The organism is Pseudomonas asplenii (assembly GCF_001293465.1).
Classification (GTDB): domain Bacteria; phylum Pseudomonadota; class Gammaproteobacteria; order Pseudomonadales; family Pseudomonadaceae; genus Aquipseudomonas; species Aquipseudomonas fuscovaginae_B.
The window spans coordinates 17,497-33,389 of the sequence record NZ_JSYZ01000016.1; the positions used below are offsets into that span (position 1 = coordinate 17,497).

Sequence of the window (15,893 nt, forward strand, 5' to 3'; positions counted from 1 at the left end):
TACCCGATGAAACACAACAAGAAAGTCGTTTGCCTGCTCACTGCCCTGAGTGCTTCCCTGCTGTTTGCCCACGGCGCCCTGGCCGCCGTCTCTGCCGAAGAGGCGGGCAAGCTCAGGACCACCCTGACACCGCTCGGTGGCGAGCGGGCCGGTAATGCCGACGGCAGTATTCCGGCCTGGACCGGTGGCTACACCCAGGTCGACCCGGCCTACAAGGACGGCGGCAAGCGTGGCGATCCGTTCGCCAGCGAGCAGCCACAACTGACCATCACCGCGCAGAACATGGCGCAGTACGCCGACAAGCTGACCCCGGGCATCCAGGCGATGCTGAAGAAGTACCCGGACAGCTACCGGTTGCAGGTCTACCCCACCCATCGCAGCGCCGCCGCGCCGCAATCGGTGTACGACGCCACCTTTGCCAACGCGACCCAAGGCAAGCTGGTCGATGGCCCGGCAGGCCCGATGCCGGAAGGCGCGTCCGGGGGTATTCCGTTCCCGATTCCGGCCAATGGCGTGGAAGCCATGTGGAACCACCTGCTGCGCTGGCGGGGTGCCTCCTGGCACGCCAGCTTCAATCAGTACCTGACCACCGCCGACGGCAAGCACGTGCTGACCAACGACTCGCGCTCCGATTTGCAGATGCCCTGGTACCTGCCTGGCGGCAGTGGCGAGAAGGGCGTGTTCTGGTCCATCCGCATGACCAACGACGGCCCGCCGCTGCGGGCTGGCGAAGCCATCACCGGCCTTGAAAACCTCAACGCCGACAAGGCCGCGGTGTGGACCTATCTGCCGGGCCAGCGCCGGGTGCGCCGCCTGCCCAATGCCTGCTGCGACACCCCCACACCTGCCACCGCCGGGGTCATGAGTTTCGACGAGCTGTACGTGTTCAACGGCCGTCTCGACCGCTTCGACTGGAAGCTGGTAGGCAAGAAGGAAATGTACATCCCCTACAACGCCAACAAGGTCTTCACAGCGGCCAACGCCGAAGCACTGCTCGACCCGCATCACCTGAGTCCCCAAGTCATTCGCTGGGAGCTGCATCGCGTCTGGGTGGTGGAGGCGACGTTGAAGAGTGGCCAGCGCCATGTGATGCCCAGGAGCACCTACTACCTCGACGAGGACACCTGGGCTGCCGTACTGGGTGAGCGTTACGACGCGCGCAACCAGTTGGCCAAGGTGGTCTGGACTTCGCCCGTGGTGCTGCCTGACCTGCCCGGCGTCGTGACCCTCACCAACGGCTTCTACGACCTGCTCTCGGGTGCCTGGTTTGCGGGCGACCTGTTCGCCGGCAAGAACGAGCAGTACCGCATCGTGCCGCCCTACAAGGACTCGGTGTTCACCGCCGACGCCATGGCGGGCGAGGGTGTGCGCTGAGGGGGGGCACCTCCTGCTGCGGCTGTACCGACTACAAGAATAAAGGTTGCGTGCGATGAAGAAGATCCTCTACGGCTGGCTGCTCGCGGCCTGTTGCGGGCTGCCCCCGGCTTTTGCCGGGAACAGTGTGAATATCCTGGCGCAGCCCGCGCTGCAAGGTCCCCAGGCACTGCGCGCGGTGCTGCTGGATGTGGCCCGGGCCGGCCAGCGCCTGGTGGCGGTGGGCGAGCGCGGTGTGGTGCTGCTCTGCGATGACAACGGCACGACCTGGCGCCAGGCCACGCAGGTACCGGTGAGCGTCAGCCTGACCGCCGTGCAGTTCGTGGATGAACACCACGGCTGGGCGGTCGGTCACGCCGGGGTAGTGCTGTACACGCAAGATGGCGGTGAGCACTGGGCCTTGCAGCTTGATGGGCAGCGCGCCGCCGCCCTGGAGCTGCAGGCCGCCGAGGCTTCCGGCGACGCCAACCGCGTCGGCGCCGCACAACGGCTGCTGGCCGACGGTGCCGACAAGCCGTTGCTGGCCCTGAGTTTTGCCGACGCACGGCACGGCCTGGTCGTGGGCGCCTATGGACTGGCCCTGAGTACCGCCGACGGCGGGCACAGCTGGCAGTCGAGCATGGACCGGTTACCGAATCCGCGCGGGCTGCATCTCTATGCCCTGGCGCGCCAGGGCGCCGACCTGTACATCGCCGGCGAGCAGGGCCTGCTGCTGCGTTCGCGTGACGGTGGTGCCCATTTCGAGGCCCTTGAGGGGCCTTACGACGGCAGCTACTTCGCAGCCAGCGTGCTGCCCAACGGTCGGCTGCTGGTCGGTGGGCTGCGCGGTTCGCTGTTTGCCTCCGATGACGCGGGCGCCAGCTTCCAGGCCCTGGCCAATCCCGTTCCCGCTTCGCTCAACGGCATTCGCGTGGCCGGCGACCAACTGCTGCTCGCCAGCCAGGCGGGAATATTACTGCGCAGTGATCTCGATCACTTCACCGCGCAGCCCTTGCCGGTGTCCGAGGGGCTGCCGCTGAGCGCCGCGACCCTGGCCGCCGATGGGGCCGTTGTCGCCGTTGGCATGGCCGGTGCCCGCCGCCTGACGCCTTCCTCCCACTCCACCACGACGGACTGAGCCATGCACGCCACGAACTCTCCTGCGCCGTCCAGCGGCCGTCTCGATGATTTCGACAGCACCTCCGGTTCGCTGCTGGAACGTGCCTTGTTCAACCATCGTGCGCTGGTTCTGCTGCTGTGCCTGGCCGCGACTCTGCTACTGGGCTGGCAGGCTTCGCGCCTGACCCTCAACGCCAGTTTCGAGAAGATGATTCCGGGTGACCACCCGTTCATTCACAACTACCTGGAGCATCGCCAGGAACTGGCCGGCCTGGGTAACGCGGTGCGCATTGCCGTGGCCAACCCGCGCGGCACGCTCTATGACAAGGACTACCTGCGCAGCCTGCAGCAGCTCAACGACGCGGTGTACCTGCTACCGGGCGTGGACCGCGCGGCGATGAAGTCGCTGTGGACACCGTCCACCCGCTGGACCGGCGTGACCGAGGAGGGCCTGGAAGGTGGCCCGGTGATCCCCGACGGCTATGATGGCGGTGAAGCGAGCCTGCAGGCACTCAAGCGTAACGTGGAACGCTCCAACGAGATCGGCCAACTGGTGGCCTTTGATCAGCGTTCGAGCATCCTCTACGTGCCGCTGCTGGACAAAACGCCGGACGGCCAGGCGCTGGACTACACCGCTTTCGCCCATGAGCTCGAGGCGCTGCGTGAGCGCTTTGAAGGACAGGGCGTGGAAATTCACATCACCGGCTTCGCCAAGGTGGTGGGCGACCTCATCGACGGCCTGAAGCAGATCCTGCTGTTCTTTGCCGCCGCCATCGCGATCACTGCCGCGGTGCTCTACTGGTACACCCGCTGCGTGCGCAGCACCGCGCTGGTGGTGATCTGCTCGCTGGTGGCGGTGATCTGGCAGCTCGGCCTGCTGCCACTGCTGGGCTACGAACTCGACCCGTACTCGGTGCTGGTGCCGTTCCTGGTGTTTGCCATCGGCATGAGCCACGGCGCGCAGAAGATGAACGGCATCATGCAGGACATCGGCCGCGGCATGCATCGCCTGGTGGCGGCGCGCTTCACCTTCCGCCGGCTGTTCCTGGCCGGGCTCACCGCGTTGTTGTGCGATGCGGTGGGGTTTGCCGTGCTGATGATCATCCGGATTCAGGTGATCCAGGACCTGGCGGTTATCGCGAGCCTGGGGGTGGCGGTGCTGATCTTCACCAACCTGATCCTGTTGCCGGTGCTGCTGTCCTACGTGGGCGTCAGTGCCCGCGCGGCACGTCGCAGCCTGCGGGCCGAAGAGGCCGAGGCGAGCGGGGCGGGCAGGCAGGCGCTGTGGCGCTTTCTGGACCTGTTCACCCGTCGCCGCTGGGCTGCAGCCTGCATCGCCCTGGCCGCGCTGATGGCCGCCGGCGGATACGCCGTGAGCCTGCACCTGAAGGTGGGGGATCTCGACGCCGGTGCCCCCGAACTGCGGGCGGATTCGCGTTACAACCGGGACAACGCCTTCATGGCCCGGCATTACGGCGCCAGCAGCGACGTCTTCGCCGTGATGGTGCGCACGGCCCCTGGCGGCTGCTCGGCCTATGACACCCTGAAACGGGTGGATGACCTGGACTGGCAGTTGCGTGGCCTGCCGGGGGTGGACTCGACCAACTCGCTGGCGCTGCTCAATCGCCGGGTGCTGGTCGGCCTGTCCGAAGGCAACCCGAAGTGGTACGAGTTGGTGAACAACCAGGCGACCTTGAACATGGTCACCGCCAACGCCCCGCGTGGGCTGTACAACGATGATTGCAGCCTGCTCACGCTCTACGCCTACCTGACCGACCACAAGGCCGACACCCTGGCGCGGGTCGTCGACAGCGTGCAGGCCTTTGCCAAGGCCAACGACAGCGAGCAGGCGACCTTTCTGATGGCGGCTGGCAGCGCCGGCATCGAGGCGGCGACCAACCAGGTGGTGAAGCAGGCCAACCGCGACATGCTCTGGTGGGTCTATGGCGCGGTGATCCTGCTTTGCCTGGTGACCTTCCGCTCTTGGCGGGCGGTGCTCTGCGCGGTACTGCCGCTGGTGCTGACCTCGATTCTTTGCGAGGCGCTGATGGTGGCGCTGGGCATGGGCGTGAAGGTGGCGACGCTGCCGGTAATCGCCCTGGGCGTGGGTATCGGCGTGGATTATGCACTCTACGTGATGAGCATCGTGCTGGCCCAGTTGCGCCAGGGCGCGAGCCTGTCCGAGGCTTATTACCGGGCTCTGCTGTTCACCGGCAAGGTGGTGATGCTCACCGGCGTCACCCTGGCCATTGGCGTGGGAACCTGGATCTTCTCGCCGATCAAGTTCCAGGCCGACATGGGCGTGCTGCTGGCCTTCATGTTCATCTGGAACATGGTGGGGGCGTTGATCCTGCTGCCGGCACTGGCCTACTTCCTGTTGCCGCGTCAGCAACCCCGGACGCAGGTGGAGCCGGTGTTGCCGGTTCAGGAGCAGAGGGCCCGGCTGCACGAGCAGCGCGTCGACCCGGTTCGTCACGGCACCCGCCTGCGCACGCTTGAGGAGGTGAGTCATGGGCGCTGAACGCACTGCGGGTAACGCGCAAGCCTTGTTGTTGCTGTTCGGCAGTTGCCTGCCCGTGCTGGGCGCGGTGCTGATTGCACCGGTGCTGCCACGCATGCAGGCGCATTTCGCCGAGACGCCCGGTGCTGCTGTGCTGGTACCGGTGGCCCTCACGCTGCCAGCCCTGGTGATCGCCTTGCTGGCGCCGCTGGCTGGCGTGCTGGCGGACCGTATTGGCCGCCGCCCGCTGCTGTTGGCCAGCATGTTGCTGTACAGCCTCTGCGGAATAGTGCCGCTGTGGCTGGACTCACTGGGCCTGATCGTGGCCAGCCGTGCCGGTATTGGCTTGGCCGAGGCCGGCATCATGACCTGCTGCACCACGCTGATGGGCGATTACTTCGAGGGGCAGCGCCGGGAGCGGCTGTTCGCCTTGCAGATGGTGGTGACCTCGCTGTCGGCTGCGGTGTTCATGGGGGTAGGGGGGGCGCTGGGTGAAAGTGGCTGGCGTACGCCGTTCACGCTCTACGCCGTGGGCCTGTTGTGCCTGCCGTTGATGGCCGCGCTGCTCTGGGAGCCTCGGGCCCATCGTATCCAACCTGACTCGACCTGCGTGACACGCTTTGCGTGGGCGGCCTTGGCGCCGTTGTACCTGCTCACGGGCCTGGCCGGTGTCAGCCTGTTCATCGTGCCGGTGCAGGTGGGTTACCTGCTGCAACTCCTGCACGTCGACGCACCGCAACAAGTTGGCTTGACCATGGGCGCCAATCAACTGGGCGTGCTGGTCGGTGCACTGGCTTTTCGCCGGTTGGGTCGCCTGCCGGCGGCGAAGCTGCTGGCCCTGGGGTTCGCTACGGCGGGCTTGGGCGGCGCGCTGATGGCCTTCTCGAGCAGCCATGCCCCCGTGGTACTGGCGGTGCTGATCAATGGCCTGGGTGTCGGCCTGCTACTGCCGACGCTGATTACGCAGGTGATGCAACAAGTTGGCTTCGATCAGCGTGGTCGTGCCACGGGCGGCTTCACGGCTTCGATTTTCGCCGGTGAGTTTGCCAGCCCACTGCTGGTGCTGGCCCTGACCGACGGTGTGACGGCGCAACTGCCGAACGTGCTGTGGTTGATCGCAATCGGCCAACTGATCCTGGCACCGTTGTGCCTGTGGTGGCTGCGTCGTCATCGGCCGGCGGCGATGGCAGGTGTCCAATGAGCGAGCTGTTCTCCCTGGCGGGCAAGACCGCACTCATTACCGGCGCCACCCGTGGTATCGGCTTGGCGATCGCCCGCGAGTACGGTCGGGCCGGCGCACGTATTGCCATCAGCAGCGAAAGCGCCCAGGACTGTGCGCAGGCTCGGGTGCAGTTGAAGCAGGAGGGAATCGAGGCCATCACCCTGGTGGCCGACCTGCGTGACGCCGAGCAGGTGAAAGTACTGGCACATCGTTGCCTGGACCATTTCGGGCGCCTCGATGCCCTGGTGTGCAACGCCGGTGTCGCCCCCCACATGGGGCCGCTGGCGACCGCCAGCGCTGCCGAGTGGGAGCTCACCTTCACCGTCAACCTGCGCAGTGCTGTCTGGCTGACCAGTGCGTTGCTACCGGCCATGGCCGAAGGGGGCGGCGGCAGCGTGGTACTGATGGCCAGCATTGCCGGTGTGCGCGGCAACAAAGGCTTGGGTCTCTACGGACTCTCCAAGGCAGGCCTTGCGCAACTGGCGCGCAACCTGGCGGTGGAATGGGGGCCCTCGAACATTCGGGTCAACGCCATCAGCCCGGGCGTCATTCACACCGAATTCGCCCGACCACTCACCGACAACCCGGATGTCCTGCAACGACGCCTGGCCCTGACCCCGCTGCGCCGGGGCGGCCGCCCTGAAGAGGTGGCGGCCCTGGCATTGCTGTTGGCGGCGCCGGGAGGCGCCTTCATCAGCGGACAGAATCTTATTGTCGACGGTGGCACGACCATCGGCGACGGCAATTGAAAGGAGACAGCATGCAATCTCTTCCAGCATTCAAACGTGTGGTCACCGGCCACGATGCCCAGGGGCAGGCGGTTGTCGCCAGTTGTGGCCCGACGCCGAACAACTTCCCGCTCAAGGCGGTGCCCGGGACCCTGTTCTATGAGGTCTGGAACAGCCTCGGCAGCCCGGCGTTGCTGGATAACGGTGACGATCCGACGGCGCAGCCGCTGCAACTGAGTCCCGGCCCGCTCGGGAGTGTGATCCGTGTGGTGGACATTCCGCCGGACAGCGTGCAGAACCAGGTCAGCGCCGAGGACGCGGCTGCTGTCTTCGCCGAAATCGGTGAAGCCCATGCCGGCACAGGCAAGAGCGATTCGAAGCACAAATTGATGCACCGTACCCAGACCCTGGATTACGGCATCGTCACCGAAGGCGAGGTCTGGCTGGTGCTGGATGGCGACGAGGTGCACCTCAAGCGTGGCGACATCGTGGTGCAGCGCGGTACCAATCATGCCTGGAGCAATCGCAGCGAACAGATGGCGCGGATGGTCTTCATCCTGCTCGATGGCCGTTACGCCGAGGGCCTGAAGGAGTTGCTGCCATGAAGCTCGCCACCCTCAACGACGGTAGCCGCGATGGCCGTCTGCTGGTTGTCGCCCGTGACCTGGGACAGGCGGTCGAGGCCAGTGGCATCGTTGCGACGCTGCAGGCGGCGCTGGAGCATTGGGCGCTGGTCGAGGCCGACTTGCAGCACCTTTACCAGCGGCTCAACGCCCATGAGGTGGAGCAGGCCTTTGCACTCGACCTGCAGCAGCTTGCCGCGCCATTGCCGCGCGCCAGCCAGTGGCTCGACGGCTCCTGTTTTCTCAGTCACGGCGAGTTGATGCAGAAGGCCTTCAACCTGGAACCCATCGAGGGTGTCGAGCACACGCCGCTGATTTATCAGGGGGCCAGCGACGATTTCCTCGGACCGTGCGTGGACATTCCGTTGCCCAGCGAGGCCCATGGCATCGACTTCGAAGGCGAGTTCGCCGTATTGGTCGGTGACGTGCCGATGGGCTGTCCGGCTGAACACGCCCTGCAACATGTGCGTTTGGTGCTGCAACTGAACGATGTCAGCCTGCGCGCCTTGGCACCGCGGGAGATGAAGACGGGGTTTGGCTTTCTCCAGGCCAAGCCGGCCAGCAGCTTTGCGCCGGTGGCGGTCACCCCGGATGAGTTGGGCGATGCCTGGCGCGACGGCCGTGTGCACCTGCCCCTGAACGTGGAGTGGAACGGCGAGTGGTTCGGCCACCCCCACGGGGGCGCCATGCACTTCGGTTTTCACGACCTGATTGCCCACGCCGCGCTGACACGACGCCTGAGCGCCGGCACGCTGATCGGTTCCGGCACCGTTTCCAACGCGGACCGTGCCGTGGGGTCGGCCTGCATCGCCGAGCGCCGCGCCATCGAAACCCTTGCTCACGGCGCGCCGCGTACGGGCTTCATGCGTTTTGGCGACCGTGTCCGGATGGAGGCGCTTGGGGCCGCGGGCGAGGTGCTGTTCGGGGCGATTGACCAGCGTGTCGTGCAGGGGGGCTGGCCATGCGTGTGATGGTCACGGGGGCCAATGGTTTCGTCGGTCGCCAGTTGGTCCATCGTCTGCGGGAAAGGGGTGGGTTGCGCGGCCGGCGTATCGAGGCGTTGTTGCTGCTGGATCAGCAGTTGGAGGCGTTTTCCGAAGACGAACGCCTGCGCCGGCATCAGGGCAGTGTTACCGACCCTGCCTTGTTGCGTCGGGCATTGGCCGATGGTGTCGATGTGGTTTTCCACCTGATCAGTGTGCCGGGAGGGGCGGCCGAGGCGCAGTACGAGCTGGGTTACCAAGTGAACCTGCAGGCCAGCCTGGAACTGATGAACCAGTTGCGCAATGCGGTTTGTCCGCCCGTGCTGGTGTACGCCAGCAGTGTGGCGGTATACGGCGGCGAGTTGCCTGCACGCATGGATGAACATCACCCGGCCTCGCCGCAACTGTCCTATGCCGCGCACAAACGCATGGTGGAAATTGCCTTGCAGGACCTGGCCCGGCGCGGCGAAGTGGACGGCCGTGCACTGCGCCTGCCCGGTATCGTCGCCCGTCCCCGTGAGCCGAACGGTTTGCGCTCGGCATTCATGAGCGACCTGCTGCACGCCTACGCGGCAGGGGAGGCCTATACCTGCCCGGTCTCACCCCAGGCGTGCGCCTGGTGGATGTCGGCCCGCTGCTGCGTGGACAACCTGATACATGCCGCTGAGCTGGAGAACCCCGGCCGCCAGCGTGTCTGGCAACTGCCGGTGCTGCATCTTTCCATTGCCCAGGTGCTGGCTGGCCTGGCGGCCAGTTTTGGCGAGGCCAACGGCGAGCACATCGCCTTCGCCCCCGACCCGCAACTGGAAGCACTGTTTGGCCATTATCCGCCGCTGCGCACCTCGCTGGCCCGCGCGTTGGGTTTCAGCCACGACGGCTCGGTAACCGGCCTGTTGAACAACGCCCTCGATCTGCCCGTGCGCCGCAGCCGCCGCGCGACCACCCGTAAAGGAATTTCCGCATGAGCCTGCACAAACGTCGTCTGCTGGACCTGTCCGTGACTCTGGACAACAACCCCTATACCGATCCGCCACCGCTGCTGCCCAGGATTGATTACATGGACCACCAACAGGGCTGGCCGGAAATGGCGGCGATGTTTCCTGGCCTGCGCAAGGAAGACCTGCCGGGTGATGAGTCCTGGGCGGCGGAGCGCCTGCAGATCACCACCCACAGTGGCACGCACATGGATGCGCCGTGGCATTACGCATCCACCACCGACGGCGGCAAGCCGGCCTTCGGCATTGATGAACTGCCGCTGGAGTGGTGTCTGCAACCGGGGGTGAAGCTGGATTTTCGTCATCTGCCGGATGGTCACGTGGTCACGGCGGCGCAGGTCGAAGAGGAACTGCTACGCATCGGTCATCCATTGCAGCCGCTGGACATCGTGCTGGTGAACACCCGTGCGGGCAGCCTGTTCGGTCAGCCAGGCTATCTCGACGCGGGTGTGGGCATGGGCCGCGAGGCCACGCTGTACCTGCTGGAGCGAGGGGTGAGGGTGGTCGGCACTGACGCCTGGAGCTGGGACGCGCCGTTCAAGTACACCCGCGAACGCTTCAGTGCGACGGGGGATGCCTCGATCATCTGGGAAGGGCACAAAGCTGGTCGCGACATCGGCTACGGCCAGATGGAAAAACTGGCCAACCTGGATCAACTCCCGGCGTTTGGCTTTCTGGTCAGTTGCTTCCCGTACAAGATCCGCCATGCGTCTGCGGGGTTTGTTCGGGCCGTGGCAATCTTCCAGTAGCGGATCGATGTCCGATCTCGCTGCTGGGAAACTATTGAAGGCTACAGACGCATTTTCCAGAAGGCCATTTCGTGTGTCAGAACCGCTCTCGACCCCGCACCCACCGCAACACTCAACCCACCTTATCCGGCTCGGTCGCATTAAAGAACAACGTCTGCGCCAGGCTCCTGTTCAGAATCTGTCCCCGATGAATCTCCAGCGTCAGCTGCGCTCTGCCACCTTGTCCGGCCTGAATCCTCGTGGCTGCCTGTTCCCGGGCCGCCGCCTGGGAACGGGCACCCAGTCGGCGTTGCGCCAGCGTCTTCAAGTGCGCACTGGCGAACTCGCTGTCCACAGTCGTGGCCGTTGGGTAATGAAAGTGCGCGTACCACAGCGGCCGGCCGTCCTTGTTGCTGATCACGTACTCCTGCAGGAAGTCATCCCGGCGCAGCATCTGCCGCCCTCCGGCCCGGTGAATGTCGACCTGGTCCTGTTCCTTGAGATATTGCAGGCGCGTCAGTTGCGGCAGGTTTTTCTTGATCGCGGCGATGCGCGCCGTGCGCCCCTCACTGACCAACAGCGCGGCGTCCTGGCGCAGGCCGTCGCGCAGGTCTTCGGCGGTTTTAACCTGGTCCGGCTTGGCGCCGCCCTCGGTCAGCACCTCCTGGATATCGTCTGCCAGGGTCGTCAGTTTCTGCGCCTTGTGTTCCAGCAGTTCCTGCAGGCTCTGGGGCTCCTTGCTGGTTCCGGTCAACGCCATCACCTGGCGGATCAAGGCCTGCACGCTCTCCCGTGCGGCACGGCCCTGGGTCATGAGGCGAGGTAGCCCGACCTTGCCGCGTCCGGGAGCCGGGGCGGGCGCCGGTTTTGCCTTCACTTCCTCCCAGAAGCTGTTCTGGGCATCCTCCCGGTTCTCCTTGAAGGCCGACACCAGCCGCCCGTTCGGGTCGGTGATCTCGACGATTTCATCCTCCTGCTCGGGCGTTTTTGCGCGCACCCGGCCGACGAATACCTCCCGGTTGCGGGTGCGGATGAACTTCTTCCTGCCGTTGCCGGCCGACGGCCCCGGCCTGGGCGCCGTTGCCCCCGGCGCCGGTGTGGTGTCGTCCCACAGCCCGGAAAGGCTGGTCAGTGCCCGCTCCCGTAGCTGTCCCAGTAATGTCGACAGGCGAGTGGCGTACTCGCGCAGTTGCTGCTCGGGCATGCGGCCCCGCAGGAATTGCAGCAGGTCGAGGGTTTCGTCGTAGCGTCCGATCGCCGTCTGCAAGGCGTCGATACGATCCTGGCGGGAGTCTTCGGCCGTCAGGCGGTTGATGGTGTTGGTCACGTACTTGGTCTGTTCGGCGCTCTGCTTGATCGCGGCGAAGACCTGGTCGTCCAGTTGCTGGGTGATCTGCGACGGCAGTTCATCTATGGCCAACGCCAGCAGGGTCGGCAGTTGCACCGCCTGCCAGTCCAGTGGGGTGAAGGGCTGTACCACTTCCCGCTCCAGGACGGCGGCTTCTGCCGGCCCGATTTCCGGCAGTGCGCGCAATTCGTCGAGCGCGGCATATTCGCGGGTACTCCAGGCGATCTGCCGGTCGGTGAGGTCGGCATTGTTCTTCAAGTTGGCGATGACCTGGCCGTAGTGGGTCGCCGTGTCGCCGGCAAGCATTTCGCCAATCTGCAGGGCCGTCAGGCTGTCCTCGCGTCCCACCGCCAGGGAGACATTCATCAGCGTGCGGCAGGTGCGCACGTTGTCGACCAGGGTCGAGGCCAGTGCCTGCGGCTGCGGCACCACCTGGCGATTGTCGTTGAATGCCCTGATCAGGCGAAGCTTCTCTTCGAGCGCGGCCTGCAACTCGACCAGCTTGCCCAGGTATTCACGGCGCTTGTCGCTGCGTTGCCGGTTGGTGAAGTGCTTCGCGTCGCGGCCTTCGCTCATGGCCTCCAGGCGCCTGTTGAGGGTTTCGGCCTCGTGGAGCAGGGTACTGACCCGGTTCGACGCCTGGGTCGCTTGCCCATGCAGCACGCTGGCCCTGTCGAGCAGCTTGCGTTGCAGGCGTGCCTGCACGGTTTCCCGGCCGCTGCCGCCACGCAGGCGCAAGCGCAGATCCAGTTGCCAGCGTCCCTGTCCATCACGCTCCAGAAACGGCCCCGAGGTGCCCGAGGCGTCAACCAGGCGGGCGCCGTCTTCGCACCACGCGACCTGATAGAGGGTGGTGTCGAGCAGCACATGCCAGCCCTTGTTGTCCGCGTTGTCGAGATGCACCAGCCCCTGGCTAGGGCCGCTTTTCGAGACGCTGCCGAGGCTGTCGAGTCGTGGTGGCGTGTCGAACACCTTGACGGCGAATTTCTCCAGCACCTGGCCAGAGGCCGCCGACAAGGTCCCGCGCGGGCTCGACCAGGACCCGTCGAACGGCCATTGCGGCAGCTCATCGACCGCCGCTGGCAGGGTGATGCGATCCAGCGAGACCTCTCCCTCGATCGGTGGCGGCTCGCGCTTTTGCGACAGCGGCGGCGGCCCGAACGGCTGCGGCTGGTCCGCTGTCACCTCGTGCAACAGCACCACCGCCAGGTTGCTCAACATATCGGCCCAGGCCTGGGCCCGGGATTGCTCCTCGTCACCCTGCAGCGCGGCAAGATCCTGGCGAACGCCACGGTAAAGCAGGATCAGCCAGCCGGCCTGGGTCAACGGGCCGCTGGCGAACATCAGCCACGAACTGAACAGTTGCCAGCCGCTGTCCTTCAGGCGTGCCCAGCGCTTTTCCGCGTTCGACAGCAACTGCAGGTCGGCCTGTTGGATCACGGCACCGATACAGGCCTGAAACAGGTGATGGACATAGTCCCTGGTGACTTCCTCGCTGTCCAGGGTGGCCGGTGCCGGAGGCGATGGCAACGGTGCGGTCTCGTCACCGGGCAAGAGCGACTCGATGTGCGGTTCACGGAAACCGCCTTGTGCATACACCGCCACCCGACTGGCAGGGAGCCAGGCCAGCACGCTGTCCTGCAGGGCGCCGGCTTGCAGGATCGCCTCGAACAGCGCCTGCCGGCTGGCGTACTCGCTCAGGGGCGGGTCGAACAGCGGTCGATAGAGCAGGTGCGGCCCCTGGGTGATATCCCGCGGTTCGATCAGAAACATGCCCCCGACCTGGTCCGCACTGGCCTCGGGAGCGGTCTTGAACGCCAGGGGGCGGAGCACGATGGGGCGACCGTCCAGTTGCCGTTCATGGGCGTCGAAGCCCAGCATGGCCCTGACCGTCCGGTATCCCTGTTCGGTCAGCCCCTGTTCGCCCCGCAGCTTGAGTTCCAGGGCCACCAGCGGCAGTTGCGCATGGATCTGGCGAAAGAAACGCTGCTGGCGCAGCGAGGCATAGCGTGTGTCGTCCAGCAACCGATGCCGCAGGTGGGCCGGGTAGCGGGCGCCGATATCCACGTCGGTGACCAGCTCCACCAGATAGTCGGCGGTCATCCAGTCCGGCAGGGCGGCATGGTCGGCGAGCTCGATACGCATCTGCGTCGCACCGAAACGAAAGTCTTCGAGGTTTTCCAGGGCCAGTTCGGGCAGCGTCAGCCGGACCTCCTCGAACTCGCCCAGCACGTCCGGTGGTACCGGTTTTCGTCGATACTTCTCCAGCGTGAGCTGGATGTCCTGCATGCGGATCTGCGGCATCCGCGGGTGCCGTCGCGCCATGGTCTGCGCGAGCATTTGCCGGCTGTAGTCGGAGAGGGACGAGACGTCATCGAACAGGTTGTGCGAGGCTGATTTCTTCAGTGCCGTGACCAGTGTCGACAGCAGTTCGGCGTAGTCGCGCCGCTCCGTCGCCGATGCGTTCAGCAGCCACAGGGGCGCCGCCTCGCGTACCTGTCGTTGCAGAGGGGAGAGCGGCTCGGGTGCGGGTGTGGCGAACCAGTTCCCGGGGTCGAGCACCCGCTCGACACGCTTCGGCCAGGATTCGCCAGCCTCGTCCGCCAGGCCCCTCGGCAAGCACTCCAGCATCCGCAACTGGTTCTCCAGCAGCGCCCCGGCCAGGTTGTCGAAGACATTGAGCTGCGAGGCGATCAGTTCGAGCCTGCCGGAATCCGGCAGTTGCCCGCGCAATAGCGGCCAGAGCTCATTGAGGTTTTGCAGGCGCCGCACGTCGTGGCCCGGACGCAGCAGCAGGTACACGAAGGTCTGCGCGGGCTGCTGGCGGGCGAACACCACCGCGACCGGCGTGATGCCGGCTCGCTCCCGTGGCTCGCTGACATGCAGCAGATAGGCCTTCAGGGCATTGTTTCCCAGCAGGCTGTCACGCATGGCCTGCTCTTCAGTGACCAGCGCCTTGGGCAGCAACTGGCTAGCCTGGAACGCCAGGCTGTCGGGCAGTTGGCCGGCACCGTACATCGACACGAACAGCAGGTTCGACAGGGCCGCGCATCGGCTGGGGACCTGCGGCGAGTGGCGGTCCCAGCCCGGTACCCAGGCATCCGATCCCGGCACCTTGCCCGCCCAGTCGGGCACCGGTTCATTCCAGAAGGCGACCAGGCGTGTCTTGAACACTTCGAGCAGGGCATCGCCGTAACGGTCGAGGGTCGCGCCCAGGCGCTTCAGGTCGACCGTGGTGATGGACGTGTCGACCTGCGAGCCTGGCGTACGGCTCACCAGCTTCGTATCGGGATCGTCATAAGCTGGGCTGCGGCCCTCGCTGAAGCGGCGCAACAGCACATCGGCCAACGTTCGGTATCGATAGGTGGATGCCGGGCCCAGTTCGCCCAGCCACAGGCTGTCGCCGGGGACCCTTTGCCCCTGGACGTCGAGCCCGGGCGCATGCTGGTCCAGTGCCGCCTGGACCAGAGACTGGATGACCGAGGACAGGGTCGGTCGGGCGGCGAACAGCGTGCGTGCCGTGTTGCGGTACTGTTGAAGCGAAGTCTCCAGCGAGGTCATGGGGCCACGATCCTTGATCAGGGAAAGCGGCCAGTTGATGACAACCCGGCAAGCCCTGGGCGGTAGCGGGGTACCGCGTCAGGCGAAGCGTCCCGGCATCGCCCGTTCCATCGCCACCCCGCGCGGTGTCGAGCGCAGGCGGCGCTCGCCCATCAGCGTGCGCAGCTCGATCCACAGCGTCAGGGGGATCGGGTGGCAATCCTGCTCCCACTCCTTGTAGAGGGCGGTCGGTACCCTGACCAGTTCGGCGCAGGCCTGCGGGGTCAGGTCGTGCCGGCGGCGGAAGGCCTTCAGTTCTGTGCCGGCCGGAGGCCGCGGAGCAAGGCCGAGCACTTCGGGGAACCAGGCGGCCAGCAGGGCGCGGGCCCTGTCCTCCAGGCCGAGCTGGGACACGCCGACACCACGCTGCTGCAGTTGCACCATCAGTTGAAAGACCAGCGCCATGTCGGCGGCAACGGCGGGCGAGACTTTCCAGGCGACCAGCGACAGGTCGATGCCGCCCACCTCGCCAGGGTAGAACCAGCCCAGCAGGAATACGGCACAACGGGACGCTTCGAGGGTCAGGCCGTGGCCCACCGTGAACAGGCGGTCCAGTGCCTCCAGCTGTTCCCCGAAGTGCCTGCCGGCGGCTATCGTACCGACGGTCACGGGTGTTCTGCCCAACTGTTCTGCGCTCACTTCAAGCATCGAAACCTCTGCGATATCCGGCATTCCACGCGGGGGTGGCTCCCTG

Annotated in this window: 11 protein-coding genes; 9 read left to right on the plus strand and 2 right to left on the minus strand. The window is 65.9% G+C overall.

The genetic code is table 11. The features are described 5' to 3' along the window. Window positions 1-6: 6 nt before the first annotated feature. The 9 genes from PF66_RS20205 to PF66_RS20245 are packed head-to-tail and all read left to right on the plus strand — an operon-like array spanning window position 7 to window position 10,272. Window positions 7-1,374 (plus strand): DUF1329 domain-containing protein, encoded by a 1,368-nt coding sequence (locus PF66_RS20205; protein WP_054061250.1) that lies wholly within the window; start codon window positions 7-9, stop codon window positions 1,372-1,374. Window positions 1,375-1,429: 55 nt separating this feature from the next. Next, on the plus strand, window positions 1,430-2,491 hold the full coding sequence (locus PF66_RS20210; protein WP_054063648.1) for a WD40/YVTN/BNR-like repeat-containing protein: 1,062 nt from the start codon (window positions 1,430-1,432) through the stop codon (window positions 2,489-2,491). A 3-nt stretch (window positions 2,492-2,494) separates the two neighbouring features. Next, window positions 2,495-4,993: an efflux RND transporter permease subunit gene (locus PF66_RS20215; RefSeq protein WP_054063649.1), complete on the plus strand. Its 2,499-nt coding sequence runs from the start codon at window positions 2,495-2,497 to the stop codon at window positions 4,991-4,993. Continuing rightward, on the plus strand, window positions 4,983-6,173 hold the full coding sequence (locus PF66_RS20220) for an MFS transporter (protein WP_054063650.1): 1,191 nt from the start codon (window positions 4,983-4,985) through the stop codon (window positions 6,171-6,173). The genes PF66_RS20215 and PF66_RS20220 overlap by 11 nt, the downstream gene beginning before the upstream one ends. Then, on the plus strand, window positions 6,170-6,943 hold the full coding sequence (locus PF66_RS20225) for an SDR family NAD(P)-dependent oxidoreductase (RefSeq protein WP_054063651.1): 774 nt from the start codon (window positions 6,170-6,172) through the stop codon (window positions 6,941-6,943). Before PF66_RS20220 ends, PF66_RS20225 begins: the two co-directional genes overlap by 4 nt. 11 nt (window positions 6,944-6,954) lie before the next feature. Then, on the plus strand, window positions 6,955-7,527 hold the full coding sequence (locus PF66_RS20230) for a cupin domain-containing protein (RefSeq protein WP_054057536.1): 573 nt from the start codon (window positions 6,955-6,957) through the stop codon (window positions 7,525-7,527). Next, the gene (locus tag PF66_RS20235) at window positions 7,524-8,516 is read left to right on the plus strand and encodes a fumarylacetoacetate hydrolase family protein (protein ID WP_054063652.1); all 993 of its coding nucleotides are present in this window, start codon (window positions 7,524-7,526) and stop codon (window positions 8,514-8,516) included. Before PF66_RS20230 ends, PF66_RS20235 begins: the two co-directional genes overlap by 4 nt. Further along, window positions 8,507-9,493: an NAD-dependent epimerase/dehydratase family protein gene (locus tag PF66_RS20240; RefSeq protein ID WP_054063653.1), complete on the plus strand. Its 987-nt coding sequence runs from the start codon at window positions 8,507-8,509 to the stop codon at window positions 9,491-9,493. Before PF66_RS20235 ends, PF66_RS20240 begins: the two co-directional genes overlap by 10 nt. After that, window positions 9,490-10,272 (plus strand): cyclase family protein, encoded by a 783-nt coding sequence (locus PF66_RS20245; RefSeq protein ID WP_054063654.1) that lies wholly within the window; start codon window positions 9,490-9,492, stop codon window positions 10,270-10,272. Before PF66_RS20240 ends, PF66_RS20245 begins: the two co-directional genes overlap by 4 nt. Before the next feature lie 112 nt (window positions 10,273-10,384). On the opposite strand, the gene PF66_RS20250 is transcribed toward PF66_RS20245, so the two are convergent. Further along, on the minus strand, window positions 10,385-15,160 hold the full coding sequence (locus PF66_RS20250) for a hypothetical protein (RefSeq protein ID WP_054063655.1): 4,776 nt from the start codon (window positions 15,158-15,160) through the stop codon (window positions 10,385-10,387). A gap of 78 nt (window positions 15,161-15,238) precedes the next feature. Continuing rightward, on the minus strand, window positions 15,239-15,847 hold the full coding sequence (locus tag PF66_RS20255; protein ID WP_152973063.1) for a DUF7673 family protein: 609 nt from the start codon (window positions 15,845-15,847) through the stop codon (window positions 15,239-15,241). Window positions 15,848-15,893: the final 46 nt, after the last annotated feature.